The sequence below is a fragment of the Thioclava sp. JM3 genome, from assembly GCF_002213185.1.
Classification (GTDB): domain Bacteria; phylum Pseudomonadota; class Alphaproteobacteria; order Rhodobacterales; family Rhodobacteraceae; genus Thioclava; species Thioclava nitratireducens.
Genome location: NZ_NBOB01000010.1, coordinates 49365 through 69832 on the forward strand (window position 1 = coordinate 49365; position 20468 = coordinate 69832).

Here is a 20468-nt window from a genome sequence, read left to right on the forward strand (position 1 = left end):
GCTATCCCCAGCGAAATCAGTTCAGGCCCTGCGGGCGTCCGACGACGACGAAGGTCAGGTTGTCGGGGTTCAGGATGCGCTTGGCCACGCGCTGGATATCCTCCTTCGTGACCGCGTTCACCTTGTCGTTGCGGGTGTCGATATAGCTCGGCGCCATGTCGTTGAGCTGCATCCCCGTGAGAATGCCCGCGATCGTGCCATTGCCGTCGAAACGCAGCGGATAGGCACCGGTGAGGTAGGTCTTGGCGTCCTCCAGCTCCTTGTCGGTGACCTTGCCGGTCGCCGCTTTCTTCCACTGTTCTTTCACGACCGAGATCGCCTCTGCGACCTTCTCATTGGCGGAGGCAAAGCTGCCCTGCCAAGTCTTCGCCAGATCCTTGTCGACGATATAGGAGGCGATGCCATAGGTCAGGCCGCGTTTCTCGCGCACCTCGTCCATCAGGCGCGACGAGAACCCGCCCGCGCCGAGGATCTGGTTGAGGACATAGGCCGCGAAGAAATCGGGGTCTTTCAGCCCGATCCCCTTCTGGCCGAACATCACCACCGATTGCGGGCTGTCGAAATCGACCGTGGTCACGCCGCCCTTGAAGCTCGGATCCGCGGGGGGTGGCATGTCGGCGCCCTTGGCGGGCAGATCGCCCAGCAGCTTGTCGAGCATCGGCCCGAGTTCTTCCGGGGTGATGTCGCCCACTGCGGAGACCACCATGTGATCGCGGGTCATCACACGGTCCTTGGCCTCGAACAGGTCCTCGCGCGTCAGGCCCTTCACGCTCTCGGTGGTGCCGTTGAGCGAGCTACCATAGGGATGATCGCCATAGGTGATCTCGCGGAATTTCTCGCCCGCGATGTCGTTCGGGTCCTGTTTGCTCGACGCGATCACGGCGAGCACCTGCTGGCGCACGCGTTCGATCGCGCTTTGATCGAAGCGCGGATTGACCAGCGCCTCGCGCAGAAGATCGACGGATTTGTCGCGGTTCTCGGTCAGCATCCGGGCCGAGATGTCGAGCGAGTCGTCGCCCACATCGAAGCCGAACTGTGCGGCCAGTGCTTCCTCGGCCTCGGCGAATTGCTGCGAGTTCTTCTCTCCCGCGCCTTCTTCGAGCGTGGCGGTCATCAGGTTGATCGCGCCGCGTTTGCCCTTGGCATCGAGGCTCGCCCCGCCCCGGAAGGCGATGTCGAGCGCGGTGAAGGGGATGTCGTGGTTCTCCACCAGCCACGCCTTGATACCGCCGGGCGAGGTGACCTGCTGAATGTCGATCGCGCGGGCGGGCAGAGCCAGCACAAAGGCGAAGAGCGACGCCATCACGAGGCGCGCTGTGATCGGGAAACGGGTATGGATCATTGCGTGATCTCCTGCGCGGTCACGGGCGGCGCGGCGGGGGCCGCAGTCTCGGCGGGGGCGTCATCGGGACGCTTGGCATAGCCCGTCACCGAGGACTTGTTCTGGAACAGATCGCGGGCCGCGGCCATCACGTCCTCCTCGGTCACCGACATCAGAACGTCCGGCCAGTCCTCGACATCCTTCACCGTGAAGCCCGAGGCCAGTGCTTCGCCATAGCGCCGTGCGAGGCCCTGCGTGTTGTCGCGCGAATAGATCTCGGAGGCCTTCACCTGCGTCTTGATGCGGGCAAATTGCTCAGGGTCGATGCCTTCCTTCAGAAATTGCGCCAGCGCCTTGTCGAGCGCCTTTTCGGCCTCGGGGAGGCTCACATCCTTGGCAGGCATGACCGAGAGGTTGAACGTCGTCGGGTCGATCGACATGCCGTCATAATAGCTCGACGCGTAGATCGCGGTGCCGTCGCCGTAGATCAGCTTTCGGCCAAGTACGGAGGTCGCCTGATTGCCGCCGAGAATCTCCGACAGAACGGTCAGGGCGGCCGCGCGCTTCTGATCGCCCGGATTGCGCTCGGGGGCGAGATAGGTGCGGACCAGATAGGGCTGGGCGACGCGGGCGTCCTCGAAGGTCAGGTGGCGCGCGGCGCGTTGCGGCGGCTCTTGCGGGCGGGCGCGGGGCGACAGGTCCTCGGTCGGTTTCAGCTTGCCGTAATACTTCTCGGCCAGCGCCTTCACCTCGTCGGGCTTCACATCGCCCGCGACCACGAGTACCGCGTTATTTGGCGCGTAATATTCGTGATACCACTTGAGCGCGTCCTGCCGGGTCAGGCCTTCCATTTCCTTGCGCCAGCCGATGACCGGCGTGCCATAGGGCGAGTTGAGGAACTGGGCGGCGCGCTCCTGTTCGTTGAACAGCGCCTGCGGGTTGGAATCGGTACGCTGCGCACGCTCTTCCAGGATCACCTGCAGCTCGGTCTTCGCGTCGTCGGGCGAGATACGCAGATTGCGCATCCGGTCCGCTTCCATCTTCATCACCAGCGGCAGTCGGTCCGCGGCGATGCGCTGGAAATAGGCGGTGTAATCGAAGCTGGTGAAGGCGTTGTCCGAACCGCCATTGGCGGCGACCGTCTTCGACAGCTCGCCGGGGGCCATGGTGTCGGTGCCCTTGAACATCAGGTGTTCAAGGTAATGCGCGATGCCGGATTTGCCGCGCTTCTCGTCGGCCGATCCGGCTTTGTACCAGACCATATGGACCACGACGGGCGCGCGGTGATCTTCGATCACGACGCCTTTCAGGCCGTTTTCCAACTCGAAAGTAGAGACGTCACCGGCCACCGCCGGGCTCAGACCTGCCAATGTCAGCAGGGCGAACAGGAATGCACGCAATGCCCAACTCCTCACAAGACACAGTTTCGGCGAAGATAAGCACTCTCGCTTCGCGTGCAAACGCTGGTGACGTTCTCGTGATGATCTTTCGGATTACTTGACCGCTTGCTGCGCTTCACCCGAGGGCGGGGCGCCCGGGGTGACGACGCCGAGACGGCGCCAGCGCTCGAGCTCTGCCGACTGGTCGAGCTCCATCGGCTTGTAGGCTTTGTAGTAGACCGAAACCTGGAACAGACGTTCGAGCAGGCGACCGTCGTGATCCTTGCGCCACTGGTAATCTTCGGCGGCGAGGGTCTGGCGGATGCCCGCCTGGCTGCCGTAACGCGAAGCCGCGGAGACGAGCGCCCGATCCGACGTCGGCACCTGGCCGTTCCGATCGAGGCGGCGCGGATTGCCGCCAAGAGCGGCGACGGCATCAGCTTCGGGCGTGGGATCGGTGATGTTCGCGCCGCCCGGCGTGGGCGGCGGCAGGGCATCCAGGTTCTCCGGCATCTCCAACGGCTTCGTCGGAATTACGCCGAATTCGTCCGGGCCTTGGTGCGAAGACCGCAGATTCATCAGGCTGGGGTCGCGGGAATTGCCGCAGGCAGCCAGCGTCAGTACCGCTGTAAACGCGAGTCCGAGCGTGCCGATCTTCGCCTGCATGAACCACTCCCTTGCCAGTTCCGCCCCTGTCTTAACGCAACATTGGAGCGTCGTCACCTGCGAAAAACAGGCTAGCCTTCGTTGGCGCGATGGTCCTTGCCGGTGAACAGCACCAGACCGACAGCGCCAAGGAAAATTGCCACATCTGCCACGTTGAAAGAATAGGGGTTCTCCCAACCCGGTAGCGACATGTTGAGAAAATCCGCCACCGCGCCGTAAACGAGCCGGTCGACGACGTTTCCGAGCGCGCCACCGACCAGCAGCCCGGCCGAGATATTCACCCGGCGCGAATGCGGCTCACGCGCGATCCAGACCCAGACCCAGAGCGAAATCACCAGCGCGACGACAATCAGCACCCAGCGCATCCAGTCGGTTTCGCCGGAGAACAGGCCGAAATTGACGCCGCGATTCCATGCCATGCGAAAGTTGAGGTAGGGCGGCACCACGTCGATCGCGCCGCGCTGGTCGAGATGCATCCCCTGCACCACGATATATTTCGACACCTGGTCGAGGAGCAGGACGCCCGCTGTCACTTTCGCTGCTAGCCGCATCTGGCCCTCGTTTGTTTCTCGTCACGTCTTCATGCCAGAAGGTGCAGCCCGGCATCCACCGGGCTACGCGAAGATACGGGCGGATCAGTGGCGGAAATGGCGCATTCCGGTGAAGACCATCGCGAGACCACGCTCGTTCGCCGCGTCGATCACTTCCTGATCGCGCATCGAGCCGCCGGGCTGGATGATCGCGGTGGCGCCTGCCTCAGCCGCGGTGATCAGGCCGTCGGCGAAGGGGAAGAAGGCGTCCGAGGCCACGACAGACCCCTTGGTGGGAGTCTCGCTCAGACCAGCGGCTTCCATCATGTCTTCCGCTTTGCGCGCCGCGATCCGGGTCGAGTCGACGCGGCTCATCTGGCCCGCGCCCACGCCGACGGTCGCGCCGTCCTTGACGTAGATGATCGCGTTCGACTTGACGTGTTTCGCGACTTTCCACGCGAACAGAAGGTCTTTCAGCTCCTGCTCGGAGGGCTGGCGCTCGGTCACGACTTTCAGATCGTCCAGCGAGATCACGCCGTTGTCCTTGTCCTGTACGAGGAAACCGCCCGCGACCTGACGATAGGTCGTGATCGGTGCGGTGATGTCGGGCAGGCCACCGGTTTCGAGAAGGCGCACATTCTTCTTCTTCGCGATAACCTCTTTCGCCGCCTCGTCCACCGAGGGCGCAATGATGACTTCGGAGAAAATCTTGGTGATCTCTTCGGCGGTCGCCGCGTCGAGCGTCTGGTTCAGCGCGATGATGCCGCCGAAGGCCGAGGTGCGATCGCAGTCGAAGGCGCGCTTATAGGCCTCGATCACGGTTTCGCCTGTCGCCACGCCGCAGGGATTGGCATGCTTGATGATCGCGACGGCGGGCTTCTCGGTACCGAATTCCGAGACCAGCTCGTAGGCGGCATCGGTGTCGTTGATGTTGTTGTAGCTCAGTTCCTTGCCCTGCAGCTGCTTCGCGGTCGCGACGCCGGGGCGGTTCGTACCGTCGAGGTAGAAGGCCGCCGACTGGTGCGGGTTTTCGCCATAGCGCAGCGTTTGGGCGAGCGTACCCGCGAAAGCGCGGCGGCGCGGGGTCTGCTCGCCGATGGCGCCAGCCATCCAGGTCGAGACGGCGGCATCATAGGCCGCGGTGCGCGCATAGGCGATCTGGGCGAGGCGCTGGCGGAACGGGTAGGAGGTCGCGCCATCATTCGCGTCGAGCTCTTCCAGCACGGCGGCGTAATCTTCGACATCCACGACGGTCGAGACAAACGCGTGGTTCTTCGCCGCAGCCCGGATCATCGCCGGGCCGCCGATATCAATGTTCTCGATGCAGGTGTCGTAATCGGCGCCCTTCGCCACGGTTTCCTCGAACGGGTAGAGGTTCACCACCAGCAGGTCGATCGCCTCGATCTGGTGCGCTTCCATCGCGGCGAGGTGTTCTTCGTTGTCGCGCAGCGCCAGCAGGCCGCCATGCACCTTCGGGTGGAGCGTCTTAACGCGACCGTCCATCATCTCCGGGAAGCCCGTCAGATCGGCCACGTCGCGCACGCTGAGGCCAGCTTCGCGCAGGGTTTTGGCGGTGCCGCCGGTGGATAGCAGTTCCACACCGCGCGCAGCAAGCGCTTGGGCGAAGTCGACCAGTCCGGTCTTGTCGGAAACGGAAATCAGCGCACGGGTCAGGGGGATCGGGCGGGTCACGGGCAGCTCCTCGCAAGGCTCAGGTCAGGGGCGCCCGGCCATCCTTGGGGGATTTGCCCCAAGGTCAGGGCGCGTCGATGGCCGAGGGGTTATCGCGTGCTTGCGAAAAGGTCCAGCCAATCTGGCAGGCCCGGTCCAGAACCTTGCTGGAAAGCACGATCTGTTGTGCAGGACGCGGGCGAATGCGCCCTTTTTCCAGGTAAACCGAGGGTTCCAATGCCAGATCGGCGACCCCGTCATGGCGGAAAATCCAGATTTCCCCGGTGCGCAGCGCGACCGAAACGGCGGTGCCACCCAGATCGAGTGCCGCGTCGCAATCGGGATGCAGGTGAAAGCGGATATCGAAGGGGATGCCGCGCAGCCCCTCGCGCTCGAAGATCTGGTCGAAGCGCTCGATATCGTCGGGAGTCATCGCCCCTAGGGTGTCGCGGCCGCGCAATTCGCGCCCGTCGACGGAGAGGTCCAATTCGCGGATATGCGACATGCCGTGGGTCTCGGCATAGCCGTCATGGCCGAAGATCATCCCGGTCTCAGACAGATCGTCGGGCTTGAACCAGACGTTTTTCGGCGTCTTGTCGAGAAAGGCGCGCGGTGCCCGTCCGAAGAGGCGCTCGGGGCCGAGGCGCGACGAGGAATAGCCGCGGATCGAGAGGGTCGAATGGCTGGCGGTGGCCCGGCCCGCCCGGTGCCAATCCGCGCCGAACTGCGCGCCCGAGCCGCAATTGACGATCAGCGGGCGACGACCGGAGGTCAGCTCGAAAGCCAGCGTCGACGCATGGGCATTGGCCGAGGCCTCGCCCTGCGGAGGTCGCGCCGCGTCGATGATGAGAGAGCCGCGCCCCCCCTGCATTCGCACATAGCCCATCGCGATCGGTTCGCGCCGCACGCTGCGGATGCCGGTCGCCGAGAGCGCTGCGTCGAGCCGCCCTTCGGGGCCGCGTCCGCCGCCGTGAAACCGCGCCAGCGCCCCATCGGAGTGGCGCAGTGCGCGTAGGGTGGGCGCAATCCGAGCGATCGCATCGAGGAGCGGACCCGGCGGCGTGCGCCCCGCCGTTTCCAATGCCTCGGCTGCCCAGTTGAGAAGCGTCAGGATCTCGAGCAGTTCCTCGGGGTTCCGGCTGGCGATCCCGCCCTCCGCGTCGATTTCCTGCGCGCAATCGCGCGACAGCGCCTCGAGCGCGGGGGCGGCGTGCCGCTCCATCCCGGTCAGCGCAAGTCCCGCATAGACGAGACCGGTCAGCGCCTCGAACCGGGGCAGCCCCTGCACCGCGCCGGACCAGCGCTTCGAAAGGAAGATCGTCTGCTTGCCCAAGGCGTGGAAGAAGCGGTCGGCATCCACGCGCTCGCGCCCGTTCAGAAGCAGGACCGCGTGGTTGATCCAGCGGATCAGGCGGCGCCCGGTCAGATCAGGCGTCCAGCCCGGCCCTTTGCCGTCGCCGAAGCGGTCGATCCAGCCGAAGACCCAATCCTGCGCGCGGATCCGGGCCTCGCGGGTGCCCAGCGCGGCGAGATCGTCCAGCCAACCGCAACCGTGAAGCGCATCCTCGAACGCGGGGTCAGGCATCGGCAGATCCCAGATGTTGACCCCCGGGCCTTCGATCAGGAAGCCGGCGAACAGGAAATTGCCCTGAACGAGTTGCCGCCCCTTGGCATAAGAGCCGATCGTGCGCGGTTCCGGCTGGCTGACGAAGCCGGTCACGGTTTGCGCACGGCCCGCGCGCGCAGCAGCGAGCCGGTTCAGCGCCATGCCGAATTTTGCCGATGATCGGGTTCTGTCCTTGCCCATTCCGTCGCCGCTTGCATGCCCTTCTGTCGGGGAATGCGGTCACGTTACTGGGAGGCAGGCGCGCTGTCACCGCCTGCGGTGCCAGTTCACGCAGAGCGTTGCAGTCGCGCCATGTAGAATCCGTCCATCCCCCCGAGATCAGGCCAGAAATCGGGCCGCAGGCGCAGCCCGCCTTCCTCGGTGATCCACGCGGGATCGATGCCGGGCAGATCGGGGCGGATCACGGTGAGGTCCGGATGCCGGGTGAGCGCCGCCTTGATCTGCGCCTCACCCTCTTCGGGCAGAAGCGAGCAGGTCGCATAGACCAGCATGCCGCCGGGTTTGAGCCATTGCAGCGCGCGGTCGAGGAGTTGTTCCTGAAGCGCGAAGAGCGGCTTGATCGAGGCGCCGTCCTTGATGAAGGGCAGATCGGAATGGCGGCGGATCGTGCCGGTGGCCGAGCAGGGCGCATCGAGCAGGATCGCGTCGAAGAGCGCATCCGGCTCCCATTCGAGCGCGTCGGCGGCGACGATCTCGGCCTCCATCTGCGTCCGGTCGAGGTTCTCCGCGAGCCGCTCCAGCCGCGCCTCGGAAATGTCGAGGGCGGTCACATCGGTCCCCATCGCGGCGAGTTGCAGCGTCTTGCCGCCGGGGGCTGCGCAAAGGTCGAGCACCCGTGCGCCCGCCTCAGGGGCCAAAAGTTTCGCGGGCAGCGCGGCGGCGGCATCCTGTACCCACCACGCGCCGTCTTCGAAACCGGCTAGCTCGGACACTTTGCCCGGATCGGTCAGCCGCAGCGAGCCCGTGGGCAGAAGCGTCGCCCCCAGTGTCTCGGCCCATCCTGCGGCATCGTCCTTCACGCTCAGGTCGAGCGGCGCACCGGCCAGATGCGCGACTTCCATCGCCTGAGCGGCCTTCTTGCCGAAGGACGACATCACGCGCCCGCGCAGCCAGCCCGGCATTTCGGGCGCAGGCGTCGTGGCCCATTTCTCACCCTCCTCGGAGACCTTGCGCAGCACGGCATTCACCAGTCCCGAGAAGCTCTGCAACTTCGGTCCGGCCGATTTCACCAGCGTCACGGCGGCATCGACGACGCCATGCGGGGCTTGCTTTTCCTCCAGCAGCTCGACCGTGGCCAGCCGCAGGATCGCCATCACGTCCGTCGGCGTGCGACGGCGCAGATGAGGTTTGAGAATCCGGTCGGCGCGGCCCAGATGGCGCAGCGTCGTCGTCGCGAGGCGCTGGGCGCGAGCGCGTTGCGCAGGCTCCAGCCCGTCGAGCGCTTCCGCGCCGATTTGCTCGGAGAGGCTTTCGCGATCCTCGAGAACGCCCACGATCAGGCCAAGGGCTGCGCGGCGCGCGGGGTCGGGTCTGGACATGGGCTGCGGCTTCCTGGCTTGTTGCGGCTTAAGCGCAGGCCTATATCATGCCCCGATCCACAGACAAGAAAGGACGCGCCATGTCCGATCAGCCCGAAGATAAGCGCGACTTGCCGCCCGCAGCCCTGCGCGCGCTCGCCGAAGCCGAGGAGCGCCGCAAGAACGCGCAGGCGGCGGAACTCCCGACCGAGCTTGGCGGTCGCGACGGTCCCGAGCCCGTGCGCTACGGCGATTGGGAGAAGAAGGGCCTCGCGATCGACTTCTGATCGCGGCGCCCTTTGATGCCGGGGCAGGGGGCGTCGCCCCCTCGGCGCGTTGCGCCTCACCCCCAGGATATTTGAGCCAATCCGAAACTGCTGTGACTCAGAGCCCCAGCACGTCGAGCATGTCGTATTCGCCGGGGCGCTTGTCCTGACCCCAGAGCGCGGCCTTGAGCGCGCCGCGCGCGAAGATGGCCCGATCGGTCGCGACATGGCGCAGGATGATCCGCTCGCCCATGCCGGCAAACAGCACGTCATGCTCGCCCACGATATCGCCGCCTCGAATGGCCGAGAAGCCGATCGCGCCATGCTTGCGTGCGCCGATGATACCGTCGCGGCCCGACTCGCGATTGTCTTCGAGCGAGACGCCACGGCCTTCCGCCGCCGCCTCGCCCAGCATCAGCGCGGTGCCAGAGGGTGCATCGACCTTCTTGTTGTGATGGGCTTCGATCACCTCGATATCCCAGTCGGCATCGAGCGCCTGTGCGACTTTTTTCGTCAGCTGCGTAAGCAGGTTCACCCCGAGGCTCATGTTCCCCGCCCGCACGATCACGGCATGGCGCGCGCATGGCTTGAGCGCCGCGATGTCGTCCTCGTCCATGCCGGTCGTGCCGATCACATGGGTCAGGCGTGCCTGCGCCGCGATCTTCGCGAATTCGCGGGTGGCGGCAGGCGCGGTGAAGTCTATCACGGCCTGCGCCCCGGAAAACGCCTCCAGCGGATCGTCGGTCACGATCACGCCGTTCGGTGCGCCGCCCATCGCCTCGCCCAGATCCTGTCCGACCCAGTCGTGGCCCGTGCGTTCGACGGCGCCCACAAGGCGCGCCTTGTCGCTCTCGCTCACGGTGCGGATCAGCATCTGGCCCATCCGGCCCGACGCCCCGGTGATCACGATGCCCGGTAGGTCGCTCATGTCTTTCTCCTTCACGGTTTCGCGCTATCTAGCTTGCGCAGGCGTGGTTGGCAAAGCCCCCGTTGCGCAAAACCCGCAGACGCCCTATGTGAGCGCCATGGCAAAGAACCGTTTCTCCTCGGGCGATGGCCCCTCGCAACGTCAGCTTCGCATGGGCGAGTTGATCCGACGCACGCTGTCGGACCTCCTCATGCGCGGCGACGTGCATGATCCCGATCTCAGCCGCTTCTCGGTGACGGTGGGCGAAGTGCGCTGCTCTCCAGACCTGAAGGTCGCGACCGCCTATGTCACGCCCTTGGGCGGGGAAGGCGGCAAAGAGCTGATCGCGGTGCTCGCGCGCAACAAGGGCGAGCTGCGGCGTCTGCTGGGCAAAGAAATGACCGCGAAATACAGCCCCGATCTGCGCTTCCGGCTGGACGAGACTTATGACCGGCTGGACGAGACGCGCCGTATGTTTTCGGACGAGACGGTGCAGCGCGATATCGCTGCGCGGGACGATGACGAAGACGATGAAGACGATCTCAACTAATGCTGCCGCGCTGATGCTGCTGGCCACGCCTGCGCTGGCCGACGCTCCTTGCGCGGATCGCAGCTTCGACGGCGTGACCTACACGGTCTGCGAAGCGCAGCTCGGGCAGGACCTGAAGCTGTTCCTCGACGATCCCGATGGCAATCTGATCGGAACGCCCGAGCGGCTTTCCGAAGTCGTCCCCAAAGGCGACCGCGTTATCTTCGCGATGAATGCGGGGATGTACCATCCCGATCGCAAGCCGGTGGGCCTGTTCATCGAGAACGGCAAGGAACTGCATTCGATCGTCACCTCCGAAGGGCCGGGCAATTTCGGCCTGCTGCCAAATGGTGTCTTCTGCATCGGCGAGACATTCTCGGTGACGGAATCGCGCGCCTTCGCCGCTGACCCGAAGGACTGCACCTATGCGACGCAATCGGGGCCGATGCTCGTGATCGACGGCGCGCTGCATCCGAAATTCCTCGCCGACGGCACCTCGAAGAACATCCGCAACGGGGTGGGTGTCTCGGCCGATGGCAAGACCGCCTATTTCGCGATCTCCGATGCGCCGGTGAGCTTTCACGAATTCGGTCGTTTCTTCCGTGACGAGATGCAGGTGCCCAACGCGCTCTATCTCGACGGAAAGATATCTCGGCTGACCATTCCCGGCCAGGGGCGCGAGGATATGGGCCTGCCGATGGGGCCGATCGTGGCGCTGATCGCGCCCGCGGACCCCGCTGCTGGCGATTGACGGCTTGCGCCGCTTGGGCTAGCAGGCGGCCCCTGTTGACTACGGAGGCCTCATGGCACGCAAGAAGGGTCGCGACATTTCCGGCTGGTTGATCGTGGACAAGCCCGCGGACATCACCTCCACCTCGGTGGTGAACAAGGTGCGCTGGGCGCTGGGCGCCAAGAAGGCGGGCCACGCGGGCACGCTCGACCCGGCGGCGACCGGGGTTCTGGCGGTGGCGCTGGGCGAGGCGACGAAGACGGTGCCTTTCATCACCGATGCGCTGAAGTGCTATCGGTTTCAGGTGCGGCTGGGGGCTGCGACCAAGACCGACGATGCCGAGGGCGAGGTGATCGAGACCTCCGATCTGCGCCCCACCGATGAAGAGATCGCCGCCGCGCTGACCGCTTTCGAAGGTGATATCGAACAGGTGCCGCCGCAATTCTCCGCGGTGAAGGTTGATGGCGAGCGCGCCTATGCCCTAGCCCGGGCGGGCGAGGAAATGGAACTGGCCGCGCGGCCTCTCTATGTCGAAAGCCTCGTGATGCTGGGCCGGCCCGATGCCGATACGGTCGAGCTGGAACTGGTTTGCGGCAAGGGCGGCTATGTACGCTCCATCGCGCGCGATCTGGGGCAGAAGCTGGGCTGTCTCGGCCACGTCCTCTGGCTGCGCCGCGAATGGTCGGGGCCTTTCGAGGCGAGCGACGGGATCACGCTGGCGGAGATAGACGAACTGGCAAAGACGCCCGAACTCGATGCGAAACTGCTGCCTGTGGAGCTTGGTCTTGACGAACTGGTGCAGCTGAAAGCCACGCCCGAGGGCGCGGTGCGGCTGAAGAACGGCAATCCGGGCATGGTTCTGCCGGGTGACGCCGAATGGGGCGAGGAAGTCTGGGTGAGCCATGAGGGCAAACCGCTTGCCGTCGGCATCTACAAATCCGGCGAGGTCCATCCGAGCCGCGTCTTCAATCTTTGACGCGCCCTTCCCCTTGGTCCAAATATCCCCGCCGGAGGCCTCCGCCCTCTGCCACACACGCAACGGTCAGGACGAGAGATGATCACCCGCGAGCATATTAAAGGCGACGCCCCCTCCATCGCGGTCTATTCGGATTGCGAGAACTACCGCTACCTGCTGACGCGGGTCTGGGACGACAGCAAACCCCGGGCGCTTTTCATCATGCTCAACCCCTCGACCGCGACCGAAGTGCAGAACGATCCCACGGTGGAGCGCTGCGAGCGCCGCGCGCGGGCGCTGGGTTTCGGGGCGTTCCGTGTGACCAATATCTTCGCCTATCGCGCAACCGATCCGAAGGTGATGCGGGCGCAGGAAGATCCGGTCGGTCCGGAGAATGATGCGTCGATCCGCGAGAGCCTCGATTGGGCGAGCGGTCCCGAAGACCGGATCATCTGTGCCTGGGGCGCGCATGGGGCGCATCTTCAACGGGGCGCCGCAGTAGAGGACTTGCTGCGCGCCAGTGGCCGGGCGCTGCACCATCTCGGGCTGACCAAGGCGGGCGCGCCGAAGCATCCGCTCTACATCGCGTACGAGCATCAGCCCGAGCTGTGGTTCGCCCCGGAAGGGTGAGCGTATCGTTAAGCATTTAACGCTTAAGTCCTAGGGAATTCTTCTCCGCGACCGTAACGTCCGCGCATCTTCACGGGGGTGCTCGAAATGTTGTTTCTGTCGGGATTTCTGGGTCTGCTGATGGCGGGTGCCACGGCGGGTCTCATGGTGGTTTCCTCCGACAATGAGGAGGATGAGCCGCCGCAGGGTGATCCGGATGGCACGTCCATGGAGAGTGAGGGCAACTTTCTTACCTTGGTCAGTGCCGGAGAGGCTTCGCCGGTACCGGTCGATCCCCCAGCGCCCGGCCCGGAGGATTACATGACCTGGGGTGATGCGTCCGACGATGCGATCGCGGGGGCGGCGGGCGATGACCAGATCGATGGATATGGTGGCGATGACAGCCTGCTTGGCGGCAGCGGTGATGACGAGCTTCTCGGGGCGGCCGGCAACGATACGCTGCGCGGAGAGGCGGGGGCGGACACGCTGATCGGCGGCGACGGCGCGGATGTGCTCGCAGGTGGCGCGGATCCGGATTTCCTCTCCGGTGGGTCAGGGGCGGATCGGCTCTCTGGTGAGGCGGGGGGCGACACGCTGATCGGTGGCGTGGGAGACGATACACTTGCGGGCGGCACTGGGGGCGATACGTTGGTCGGAGCGGATGGCGCAGACACGCTGACCGGGGATGCCGGGCGCGACGAGTTGAATGGCAATGCGGGAAACGATCTGCTGCGCGGCGTCACGCCGCAGACGCGCGATCTGGGGGCGGCCGATGCCGATACCCTCAATGGCGGGGCAGGGGAGGATACGCTCCTTGGCGGCTCCGGCGATTGGCTGCATGGTGGCGAAGATCCCGACAGCTTTGCGCTGAGCGACTGGATCGACCCGGCGACGCCCGCAACGATCGCCGATTACACGGCGGGCGAGGATCGGCTGGCCGTGATCTACGATCCGCAGGGCGCGGCCTTGCCGCAGATCAGTGTGGAGCCCTCGGAGGTTCATTCCGGTGCGGCGTGGATCCTGCTCGATGGGATACGGCTGGCCGAAGTGCTCGACGCGCCGGAGTTGAGCGCGCAGGACATCGCACTCTTCACGCCCGAGCAATTCGCGGCGCAACAGGCGGTAGGCGCTTTGAAATAAGGCTTTTCAACAGGCCGATTCGCGTCTATACGCGCGCATCTGTTCCGAAAGGGGCAGTCTATGGACCTTGCTGGACGACATCCCGGCTTGCGCCCGAACCCTCAATGTAAGGAGATCCCGATGTCGATCACTGTTGAAGACAAGAACGCGCTTATCAAGGAATACGGCACCAAAGAAGGTGACACCGGTTCCCCCGAAGTCCAGGTCGCAGTCCTGACCAAGCGCATCGCGAACCTGACCGAGCACTTCAAAGAGCACAAGAAAGACAACCACTCGCGTCGTGGTCTTCTGATGCTCGTCGCGCAGCGCCGCAAGCTGCTCGACTACCTGAAGGCGAAAGACGTCGCACGTTACCAGTCGCTGATCGAGCGCCTCGGCCTGCGTCGCTAATCCGCCTAGGATTGGAATTCGAAACGCCCGCGCCTACCGCGCGGGCGTTTTCATTTGCGTAATTCCGTGTGAATTGCCTGAAATGACATGATTGGGCTCTGTTCCCATGATTGGCGAGATTTTTGGGCGAATGGCCTTCCAATGAAAAAACTTTGGTCGGTTCGACTTCTTGTCCTCCTGTATCGTCCGCTCCAAACGGGAAAACGCGCGCATCTGCCCTAGTTTGCAGATGCGGTAACAGGGAGGATACAAAATGCAGATCGGAGTCTGGATCAGCTTGGCACTGTATTTCGTGCTGATGCTGGCCATTGGGGTCTACGCGTGGCGCAAGTCCACGTCGAGTTCCGAGGAATACATGCTGGGCGGGCGCAACCTGCCCCCCGCGGTTGCAGCTCTCTCGGCAGGCGCATCGGACATGTCGGGCTGGCTGCTTCTGGGTCTGCCGGGCGCGCTCTTCGTGTCGGGCCTGACGCAAAGCTGGATCGGGATCGGCCTTTTCGTCGGTGCGTTCGTGAACTGGATCGTCGTGGCGCCGCGCCTGCGCGAGCAGACCGAGCGTTATGACAACGCGCTGACCATCCCGGGCTTCCTCGCCAATCGCTTCCCGAGCCACGCGACATTGCTGCGGATGGTTTCGGCGGTGATCATCGTGGTCTTCTTCGCGGTCTACACCGCGTCGGGTCTCGTCGGCGGCGGCAAGCTTTTTGCCAGCGCCTTCGGTGGCAGCTACATGACCGGGGTCATCCTCACGCTGGGTGTCGTTCTGGTCTACACGGTGATCGGCGGCTTCCTCGCCGTGTCGCTCACCGACTTCGTGCAGGGCTGCATCATGATGCTCGCGCTCGTCATCATGCCGATCGTGATCCTCACGACCGGTCAGGGCGACGGCGTGGACGCGGCTGCGAGCCGACTGAGCGATATCGACCCGAACTTCCTGTCGATGACGAACGGGCTGACCTTCGCGGGCTGGCTCTCGGCCGTCGCCTGGGGGCTGGGCTATTTCGGCCAGCCGCACATCATCGTGCGCTTCATGGCCGTGCGCTCGGTCGCCGATGTGCCGAAAGCGCGGAATATCGGCATGGGCTGGATGGCGATCTCGCTGATCGGCGCGATCTCGGTCGGGATCTTCGGCCGCGCCTATGCGCAGCGTAACGGGCTCGACGTGCAGGATCCGGAGACGATCTTCATCATCCTGTCGAACCTGCTCTTCCATCCGCTGGTGACGGGCTTCCTCTATGCCGCGCTTCTGGCGGCGATCATGTCGACCGTGTCGAGCCAGCTTCTGGTGTCGTCCTCGTCGCTGACCGAAGACTTCTACAAGATCGTCTTCAACAAGGAAGCCTCGGACCGTGCCTTGGTGAATGTCGGTCGTCTCGCGGTGCTGGCCGTGGGGATCGCGGCGATCATCATCGCCTCGAACCCGGACAGCAAAGTGCTTGGCCTCGTCTCGAATGCCTGGGCCGGGTTCGGTGCCGCCTTCGGTCCGCTGATCATCCTGTCGCTGACCTGGAAACGGATGACGGGTCTCGGCGGCGTGGCTGGCCTCGTCGTCGGCGCACTGACCGTGATCGTCTGGATTTCGCTGGGCTGGGGTTCGTTCCTCTACGAGATCATCCCGGGCTTCATCGCGGCCTTCATCGCCATCATCGTGGTGAGCCTCGCAAGCGAAGATCGGGGCGAGTTCCGCCCGATCGAATGATTCTCGCGACTTGAGATGTGAAAGGCCCGTCCAATGTGGCGGGCCTTTTGCGTTACTCCTTCGCGGCGCGTCTCGCGAGCCAGCCGACACTCAGCCCCTGCACCACGATCGAGAAGACGACGATCACGTAGGTGGCCGAGAGGATTTCATCCGTCCACTGCGAGTCCGGCAGGGACAGCGCGAGGGCGACCGAGATGCCGCCTTTCAGCCCGCCCCATGTCATCACGCGGGTCACGCCGGGGCCGAAGTTGCGGAACGGGCGCAGCGCGAGGATCGGCACCACCACCGCGACCAGCCGGCCGACCAGCGCTAGGCCGATCGAGGCGACCGACGTCGTCAGGATATCCGCGTCGAACCGGATCGCGAAAATCTCCACCCCAATCAACAGGAAAAGCACGGCGTTGAGTATCTCGTCCACCAGCATCCAGAAAGCGTCGACGTACTTGCGGGTCTCCTCGGACATGCCGAACCGCGCCCCGACATCTCCGATCAGAAGCCCGGCGCAGACCGCGGCGATCGGGCCGGAGACATGCAGGAACAGCGCCAGCTCATAGCCACCGAACGCGAGGCCAAGCGTCAACAGTACTTCCAACGAGGGGTCGTCGATGAGGCGCATCACGCGAAACAGCCCCCAGCCCATCGCGAGGCCGAGCGCCGCGCCGCCCACCGCTTCGCGGAAGAACAGGGTGCCCGCCCCGGACAGGCTTGAGGCTTCGGAGTGGCCGCTGGTGAAGGCGAGGCCCGAGAGGATCAGGAAGACCGTGTAGCCGACGCCGTCGTTGAACAGGCTCTCGCCCGAGATCACGGTCTCGAGCGTGCGGCGCAGATTGGCCGAGCGCAGTACGCCCAGCACGGCGACGGGATCAGTCGGCGAAATCAGTGCCCCGAAGGTCAGCGCGACCATGATCGGCGCGCCGGTCAGCCAGTGAAAACCGAAGCCCACCACGAGGGTCGACAGCACGACGCCGATCGTCGCCATCACCAGAACCGTCGGCCAGACCGCCCGCAGGTCCGACAGCTTCACATGCAGCGCCCCCGCGAAGAGCATCAGCCCCAGCATCCCGTCGAGCAGCGCTTTCGAGAAGTCGATGCTCTTGACGTAATCTTGTACCTGCTGCGCGAGGTTCAGCCCGAAAATGCGATCGACGATCATCAGTCCGATCGAGGTCATCAGAGCGACGATCAGAATCCCGATCGTCGGCGGCAGGCGCAAAACGAAGTGATTGATGACGCCGAACAACCCAGCGAGCACGATGAGGGCGGCGGCGAATTGCAGAACGGTCATGGGGCGGCTCTCGGCGTGATTGTCCGTTTAAGGTAGCCCGGAGCACCTCAGGGCAAGCGGCGCATGCCCTGCAGAGGGGCGCCGCATTGATCCCGAGATCGCGGGGCGGGGACTCTATTGGGCGGCGATGACAAGCTGTGCGAAGCCCTTCGCGCGGTAGCGGACGAACGCCTCCGGGCCCTTGGGGTCGAGGTCGTAAAGATGCGGACGCCCGGCAAGATAGGGGCGCCAGCGCTTTTCCGGCGTTTCACTTATCAGGACATCGTGAGACTTCTTCATCTCGCACGCGAGGTCCTTGATCTTCATTCCCCGGCCTTCCTTGCTGTTCTGCGCGATGACCTGCCGGATCTTTTGGTCGAGTTGGCCGGGTTTGCTTTCGGGCGGGGCCACCTCCTTCGGCTTGCTCTTCGGTAGGCCGATTTCGTGAAACACGGAGCAGCTTTTCCGAAACCCCGCGGGCGCCTTCTTTTCGCCGATGCCGATGACTTCAAAACCCTTCTCGCGAAGGCGGGTCGCGAGATGCGTGAAGTCTCCATCAGAACTTGCGATCACGACCCGTTCGGCCAAACCTTCGAAAGCGATCTCCAGCGCGTCGAGGGCAAGCAGCAGGTCGGACGCGTTCTTGCCGGTGCCCGAATGTATGAGCCGGATCGACGGCACGTCTCCCCAGTTCTTGATCTGCACGATATCGCCATAGGCGCGCCGGATGAACGCGCCGGGTGCGAAGGATAGGATCTTCGGCGCGTGGCAGGCGGAGATGTTCTCGCCGTCGATGAAAAGGGCCGTGGGTTTGCTCATGGTCTCACAATGTTCAATCTCAATAACTACGGGCTGAGGATGGCGCGCCAATCTGGCCAGAATTGGGCGCGGGCCGTTTCCTTCGCCAAGGACTCTTTGCTTCCCAAACCCCTTCATTTCCTGTATTGGCAGGCCCATCTGAGACGTGACGCCTCGAGCCCCCGGGCGCGTGCAAGAGGATAAGGGGGCGGCGGCAATGGGGCCGCCATGCAAATCGGGAGACACGGGATACGCCTGTGAGAGCTCCCAGAAGGATACGCTGAATGTTCAACACCGTTAAAAAATCGATCCAGTGGGGCGAAGAAGAGCTCACGCTGGAGACCGGCAAGGTCGCACGTCAGGCTGACGGCTCGGTTATCGCCACGCTGGGCGAAACCTCCGTCATGGCCAACGTGACCTTCGCCAAGGAACCGAAGCCGGGTCAGGATTTCTTCCCGCTTACGGTTCACTACCAAGAGAAATACTATGCCGCCGGTAAAGTGCCGGGCGGCTTCTTCAAGCGCGAGGCCCGTCCGTCCGAAAAAGAGACGCTCACCGCGCGCCTGATCGACCGTCCGTGCCGTCCGCTCTTCGCGGAAGGCTTCAAGAACGAAGTGCTCGTGATGTGCACCGTTCTCTCGCACGACCTCGTCAACGAGCCCGACATCGTCGCGATGATCGCCGCGTCGGCCGCGCTGACGATCTCGGGCGTTCCGTTCATGGGCCCGATCGCCGCTGCGCGCGTCGGTTTCGCCGATGGCGAATACATCCTGAACCCCGAAGTCGACGACATGCAGAAGCTGCGGGAGAACCCCGAGCAGCGTCTGGACCTCGTCGTCGCGGGCACCAAGGACGCCGTGATGATGGTGGAATCGGAAGCTTACGAGCTGTCCGAAGCGGAGATGCTGGGCGCGGTCAAGTTCGGCCATGACGCGATGCAGCCGGTGATCGACCTGATCATCGACCTCGCTGAAGCCGCCGCGAAAGAGCCCTTCGACTTCCAGGCGCCCGACTACTCGGCGATGCTCGAGACCGTCAAAGCTCTGGGCGAAGAGAAGATGCGTGCTGCATATGCGATCTCCGACAAGCAGGAGCGCGTGGCCGCCGTCAACGCCGCCAAGGAAGAGATCAAGTCGCAGCTCACCGAAGAGCAGCTCGAAGATCCGACCCTCGGCACCGCGATGAAGAAGCTGGAATCGGCTGTTCTGCGTGGTGACGTCGTGAAGAACGGTCGCCGCATCGACGGCCGTGCGCTGGACGAGGTTCGCCCGATCGTGGCGGAAACCGGTCTGCTGCCGCGGACCCACGGCTCGGCGCTGTTCACCCGCGGCGAGACGCAGGCGCTGGTCGTGACCACGCTGGGCACCGGCGACGACGAGCAGATCATCGACGCGCTGCACGGCAATTCGCGCTCGAACTTCCTGCTGCACTACAACTTCCCGCCCTACTCGGTCGGCGAAGTGGGCCGCGTCGGTTCGCCCGGCCGTCGTGAGATCGGTCACGGCAAGCTCGCATGGCGCGCGCTTCAGGCGGTTCTCCCGGCTGCGACCGACTTCCCCTACACGATCCGCCTCGTCTCCGAGATCACCGAGTCGAACGGCTCGTCCTCGATGGCGTCGGTCTGCGGTGGCTCGCTGGCAATGATGGACGCGGGCGTTCCGCTGAAGTCGGCCGTGGCGGGTGTCGCGATGGGTCTGGTGCTGGAAGAGGATGGCTCCTGGGCCGTTCTGACCGACATCCTTGGCGACGAGGATCACCTCGGCGACATGGACTTCAAGGTCGCGGGTACCGAGGAAGGCATCACCTCGCTGCAGATGGACATCAAGGTCGCCGGCATCACCGCCGAGATCATGGAGAAAGCTCTGGAGCAGGCACGCGCTGGCCGCATGCACATCCTTGGCGAAATGAACAAGGCGCTCTCCGCGGGCCGTTCGGAATTCTCCGCCCATGCTCCGCGCATCGAGACGATGACCGTTCCCACCGACAAGATCCGCGAAGTGATCGGTTCGGGCGGCAAGGTCATCCGCGAGATCGTGGAAGTCTCGGGTGCCAAGGTCGACATCAACGACGACGGCGTGATCAAGATCGCTTCGGCCAATGCCGAGGCCATCAAGAAAGCGCATGACATGATCCACGCTATCGTGGCTGAGCCCGAAGAAGGCCAGATCTACACCGGCAAGGTCGTGAAGCTCGTCGATTTCGGCGCCTTCGTGAACTTCTTCGGCAAGCGTGACGGTCTCGTCCACGTCTCCCAGATCGCCAACAAGCGCCTGAACCACCCGAGCGATCTGCTCAAGGAAGGTCAGGAAGTGAAGGTGAAACTTCTGGGCTTCGACGATCGCGGCAAGGTACGCCTTGGCATGAAGATGGTCGATCAGGAAACCGGCGAAGAGATCGCGCCGGAAAAGCGTGAAGAGAAAGCCGACTGATCGGTTTGATCCGCTAGACGATTAAAGAAGGCCCCGGAGCG

General features: G+C 64.3%; 19 protein-coding genes. 9 read left to right on the plus strand and 10 right to left on the minus strand.

From position 1 onward, the window contains the following. Positions 1-16: 16 nt before the first annotated feature. From B6V73_RS17045 to B6V73_RS17075, 7 genes are all read right to left on the minus strand, one after another. Complete coding sequence (locus B6V73_RS17045) at positions 17-1342, minus strand: pitrilysin family protein (protein WP_075776815.1); 1326 nt, start codon at positions 1340-1342, stop codon at positions 17-19. Further along, entirely contained in the window at positions 1339-2721 is a 1383-nt protein-coding gene (locus B6V73_RS17050; protein ID WP_077701340.1) for a pitrilysin family protein, read from the minus strand. The genes B6V73_RS17045 and B6V73_RS17050 overlap by 4 nt, the downstream gene beginning before the upstream one ends. Positions 2722-2814: 93 nt before the next feature. Beyond that, positions 2815-3366 carry a DUF3035 domain-containing protein gene (locus B6V73_RS17055; protein ID WP_075776816.1) on the minus strand — a complete coding sequence of 184 codons (552 nt, stop codon included), beginning with the start codon at positions 3364-3366 and terminating at the stop codon, positions 2815-2817. Between the two features lie 71 nt (positions 3367-3437). Continuing rightward, entirely contained in the window at positions 3438-3917 is a 480-nt protein-coding gene (gene lspA / locus B6V73_RS17060) for a signal peptidase II (protein WP_088725892.1), read from the minus strand. 84 nt (positions 3918-4001) lie between these two features. After that, positions 4002-5588: a bifunctional phosphoribosylaminoimidazolecarboxamide formyltransferase/IMP cyclohydrolase gene (gene purH / locus B6V73_RS17065; RefSeq protein WP_088723421.1), complete on the minus strand. Its 1587-nt coding sequence runs from the start codon at positions 5586-5588 to the stop codon at positions 4002-4004. Between the two features lie 64 nt (positions 5589-5652). After that, entirely contained in the window at positions 5653-7374 is a 1722-nt protein-coding gene (locus B6V73_RS17070; RefSeq protein ID WP_240504168.1) for a heparinase II/III family protein, read from the minus strand. Positions 7375-7460: 86 nt separating this feature from the next. Beyond that, positions 7461-8732: a transcription antitermination factor NusB gene (locus B6V73_RS17075; RefSeq protein WP_088725894.1), complete on the minus strand. Its 1272-nt coding sequence runs from the start codon at positions 8730-8732 to the stop codon at positions 7461-7463. Positions 8733-8812: 80 nt separating this feature from the next. Between B6V73_RS17075 and B6V73_RS17080 the strand changes: the two genes are divergently transcribed. Next, a complete protein-coding gene (locus B6V73_RS17080; RefSeq protein ID WP_075776821.1) occupies positions 8813-8998 on the plus strand; it encodes a DUF1674 domain-containing protein in 186 nt (61 codons plus the stop codon). A 97-nt stretch (positions 8999-9095) separates the two neighbouring features. Here B6V73_RS17080 and dapB read toward each other — a convergent pair whose 3' ends face one another. Further along, on the minus strand, positions 9096-9905 hold the full coding sequence (gene dapB / locus B6V73_RS17085; RefSeq protein ID WP_088725895.1) for a 4-hydroxy-tetrahydrodipicolinate reductase: 810 nt from the start codon (positions 9903-9905) through the stop codon (positions 9096-9098). A 97-nt stretch (positions 9906-10002) separates the two neighbouring features. On the opposite strand from dapB, the gene rbfA reads away from it, so the two are divergent. The 7 genes from rbfA (at position 10003) to putP (ending at position 15936) form a co-directional block, all read left to right on the plus strand. Beyond that, positions 10003-10434, plus strand: coding sequence for a 30S ribosome-binding factor RbfA (gene rbfA / locus B6V73_RS17090; RefSeq protein ID WP_088725947.1), 432 nt, complete (start codon positions 10003-10005; stop codon positions 10432-10434). After that, a complete protein-coding gene (locus B6V73_RS17095) occupies positions 10415-11164 on the plus strand; it encodes a phosphodiester glycosidase family protein (protein ID WP_088725948.1) in 750 nt (249 codons plus the stop codon). The genes rbfA and B6V73_RS17095 overlap by 20 nt, the downstream gene beginning before the upstream one ends. 52 nt (positions 11165-11216) lie before the next feature. Further along, complete coding sequence (gene truB, locus B6V73_RS17100; RefSeq protein ID WP_088725896.1) at positions 11217-12119, plus strand: tRNA pseudouridine(55) synthase TruB; 903 nt, start codon at positions 11217-11219, stop codon at positions 12117-12119. 78 nt (positions 12120-12197) lie between these two features. Further along, positions 12198-12728, plus strand: coding sequence for a DUF1643 domain-containing protein (locus B6V73_RS17105; protein WP_088720525.1), 531 nt, complete (start codon positions 12198-12200; stop codon positions 12726-12728). Between the two features lie 87 nt (positions 12729-12815). Next, positions 12816-13847, plus strand: coding sequence for a calcium-binding protein (locus tag B6V73_RS17110; protein ID WP_143597933.1), 1032 nt, complete (start codon positions 12816-12818; stop codon positions 13845-13847). A gap of 120 nt (positions 13848-13967) precedes the next feature. Then, the gene (rpsO, locus tag B6V73_RS17115) at positions 13968-14237 is read left to right on the plus strand and encodes a 30S ribosomal protein S15 (protein WP_075776826.1); all 270 of its coding nucleotides are present in this window, start codon (positions 13968-13970) and stop codon (positions 14235-14237) included. A gap of 253 nt (positions 14238-14490) precedes the next feature. Next, on the plus strand, positions 14491-15936 hold the full coding sequence (gene putP / locus B6V73_RS17120) for a sodium/proline symporter PutP (protein ID WP_075776827.1): 1446 nt from the start codon (positions 14491-14493) through the stop codon (positions 15934-15936). Between the two features lie 52 nt (positions 15937-15988). Here the strand turns inward: putP and B6V73_RS17125 are convergent, their stop codons facing one another. Together B6V73_RS17125 and B6V73_RS17130 are read right to left on the minus strand one after the other, a co-directional pair. After that, positions 15989-17221, minus strand: coding sequence for a sodium:proton antiporter (locus B6V73_RS17125; RefSeq protein WP_088720523.1), 1233 nt, complete (start codon positions 17219-17221; stop codon positions 15989-15991). 114 nt (positions 17222-17335) lie between these two features. Then, the gene (locus B6V73_RS17130; RefSeq protein ID WP_240504169.1) at positions 17336-18157 is read right to left on the minus strand and encodes an NYN domain-containing protein; all 822 of its coding nucleotides are present in this window, start codon (positions 18155-18157) and stop codon (positions 17336-17338) included. Between the two features lie 125 nt (positions 18158-18282). Between B6V73_RS17130 and pnp the strand changes: the two genes are divergently transcribed. Next, positions 18283-20427: a polyribonucleotide nucleotidyltransferase gene (gene pnp / locus B6V73_RS17135; protein ID WP_075776830.1), complete on the plus strand. Its 2145-nt coding sequence runs from the start codon at positions 18283-18285 to the stop codon at positions 20425-20427. The last annotated feature ends 41 nt before the right edge of the window (positions 20428-20468 follow it).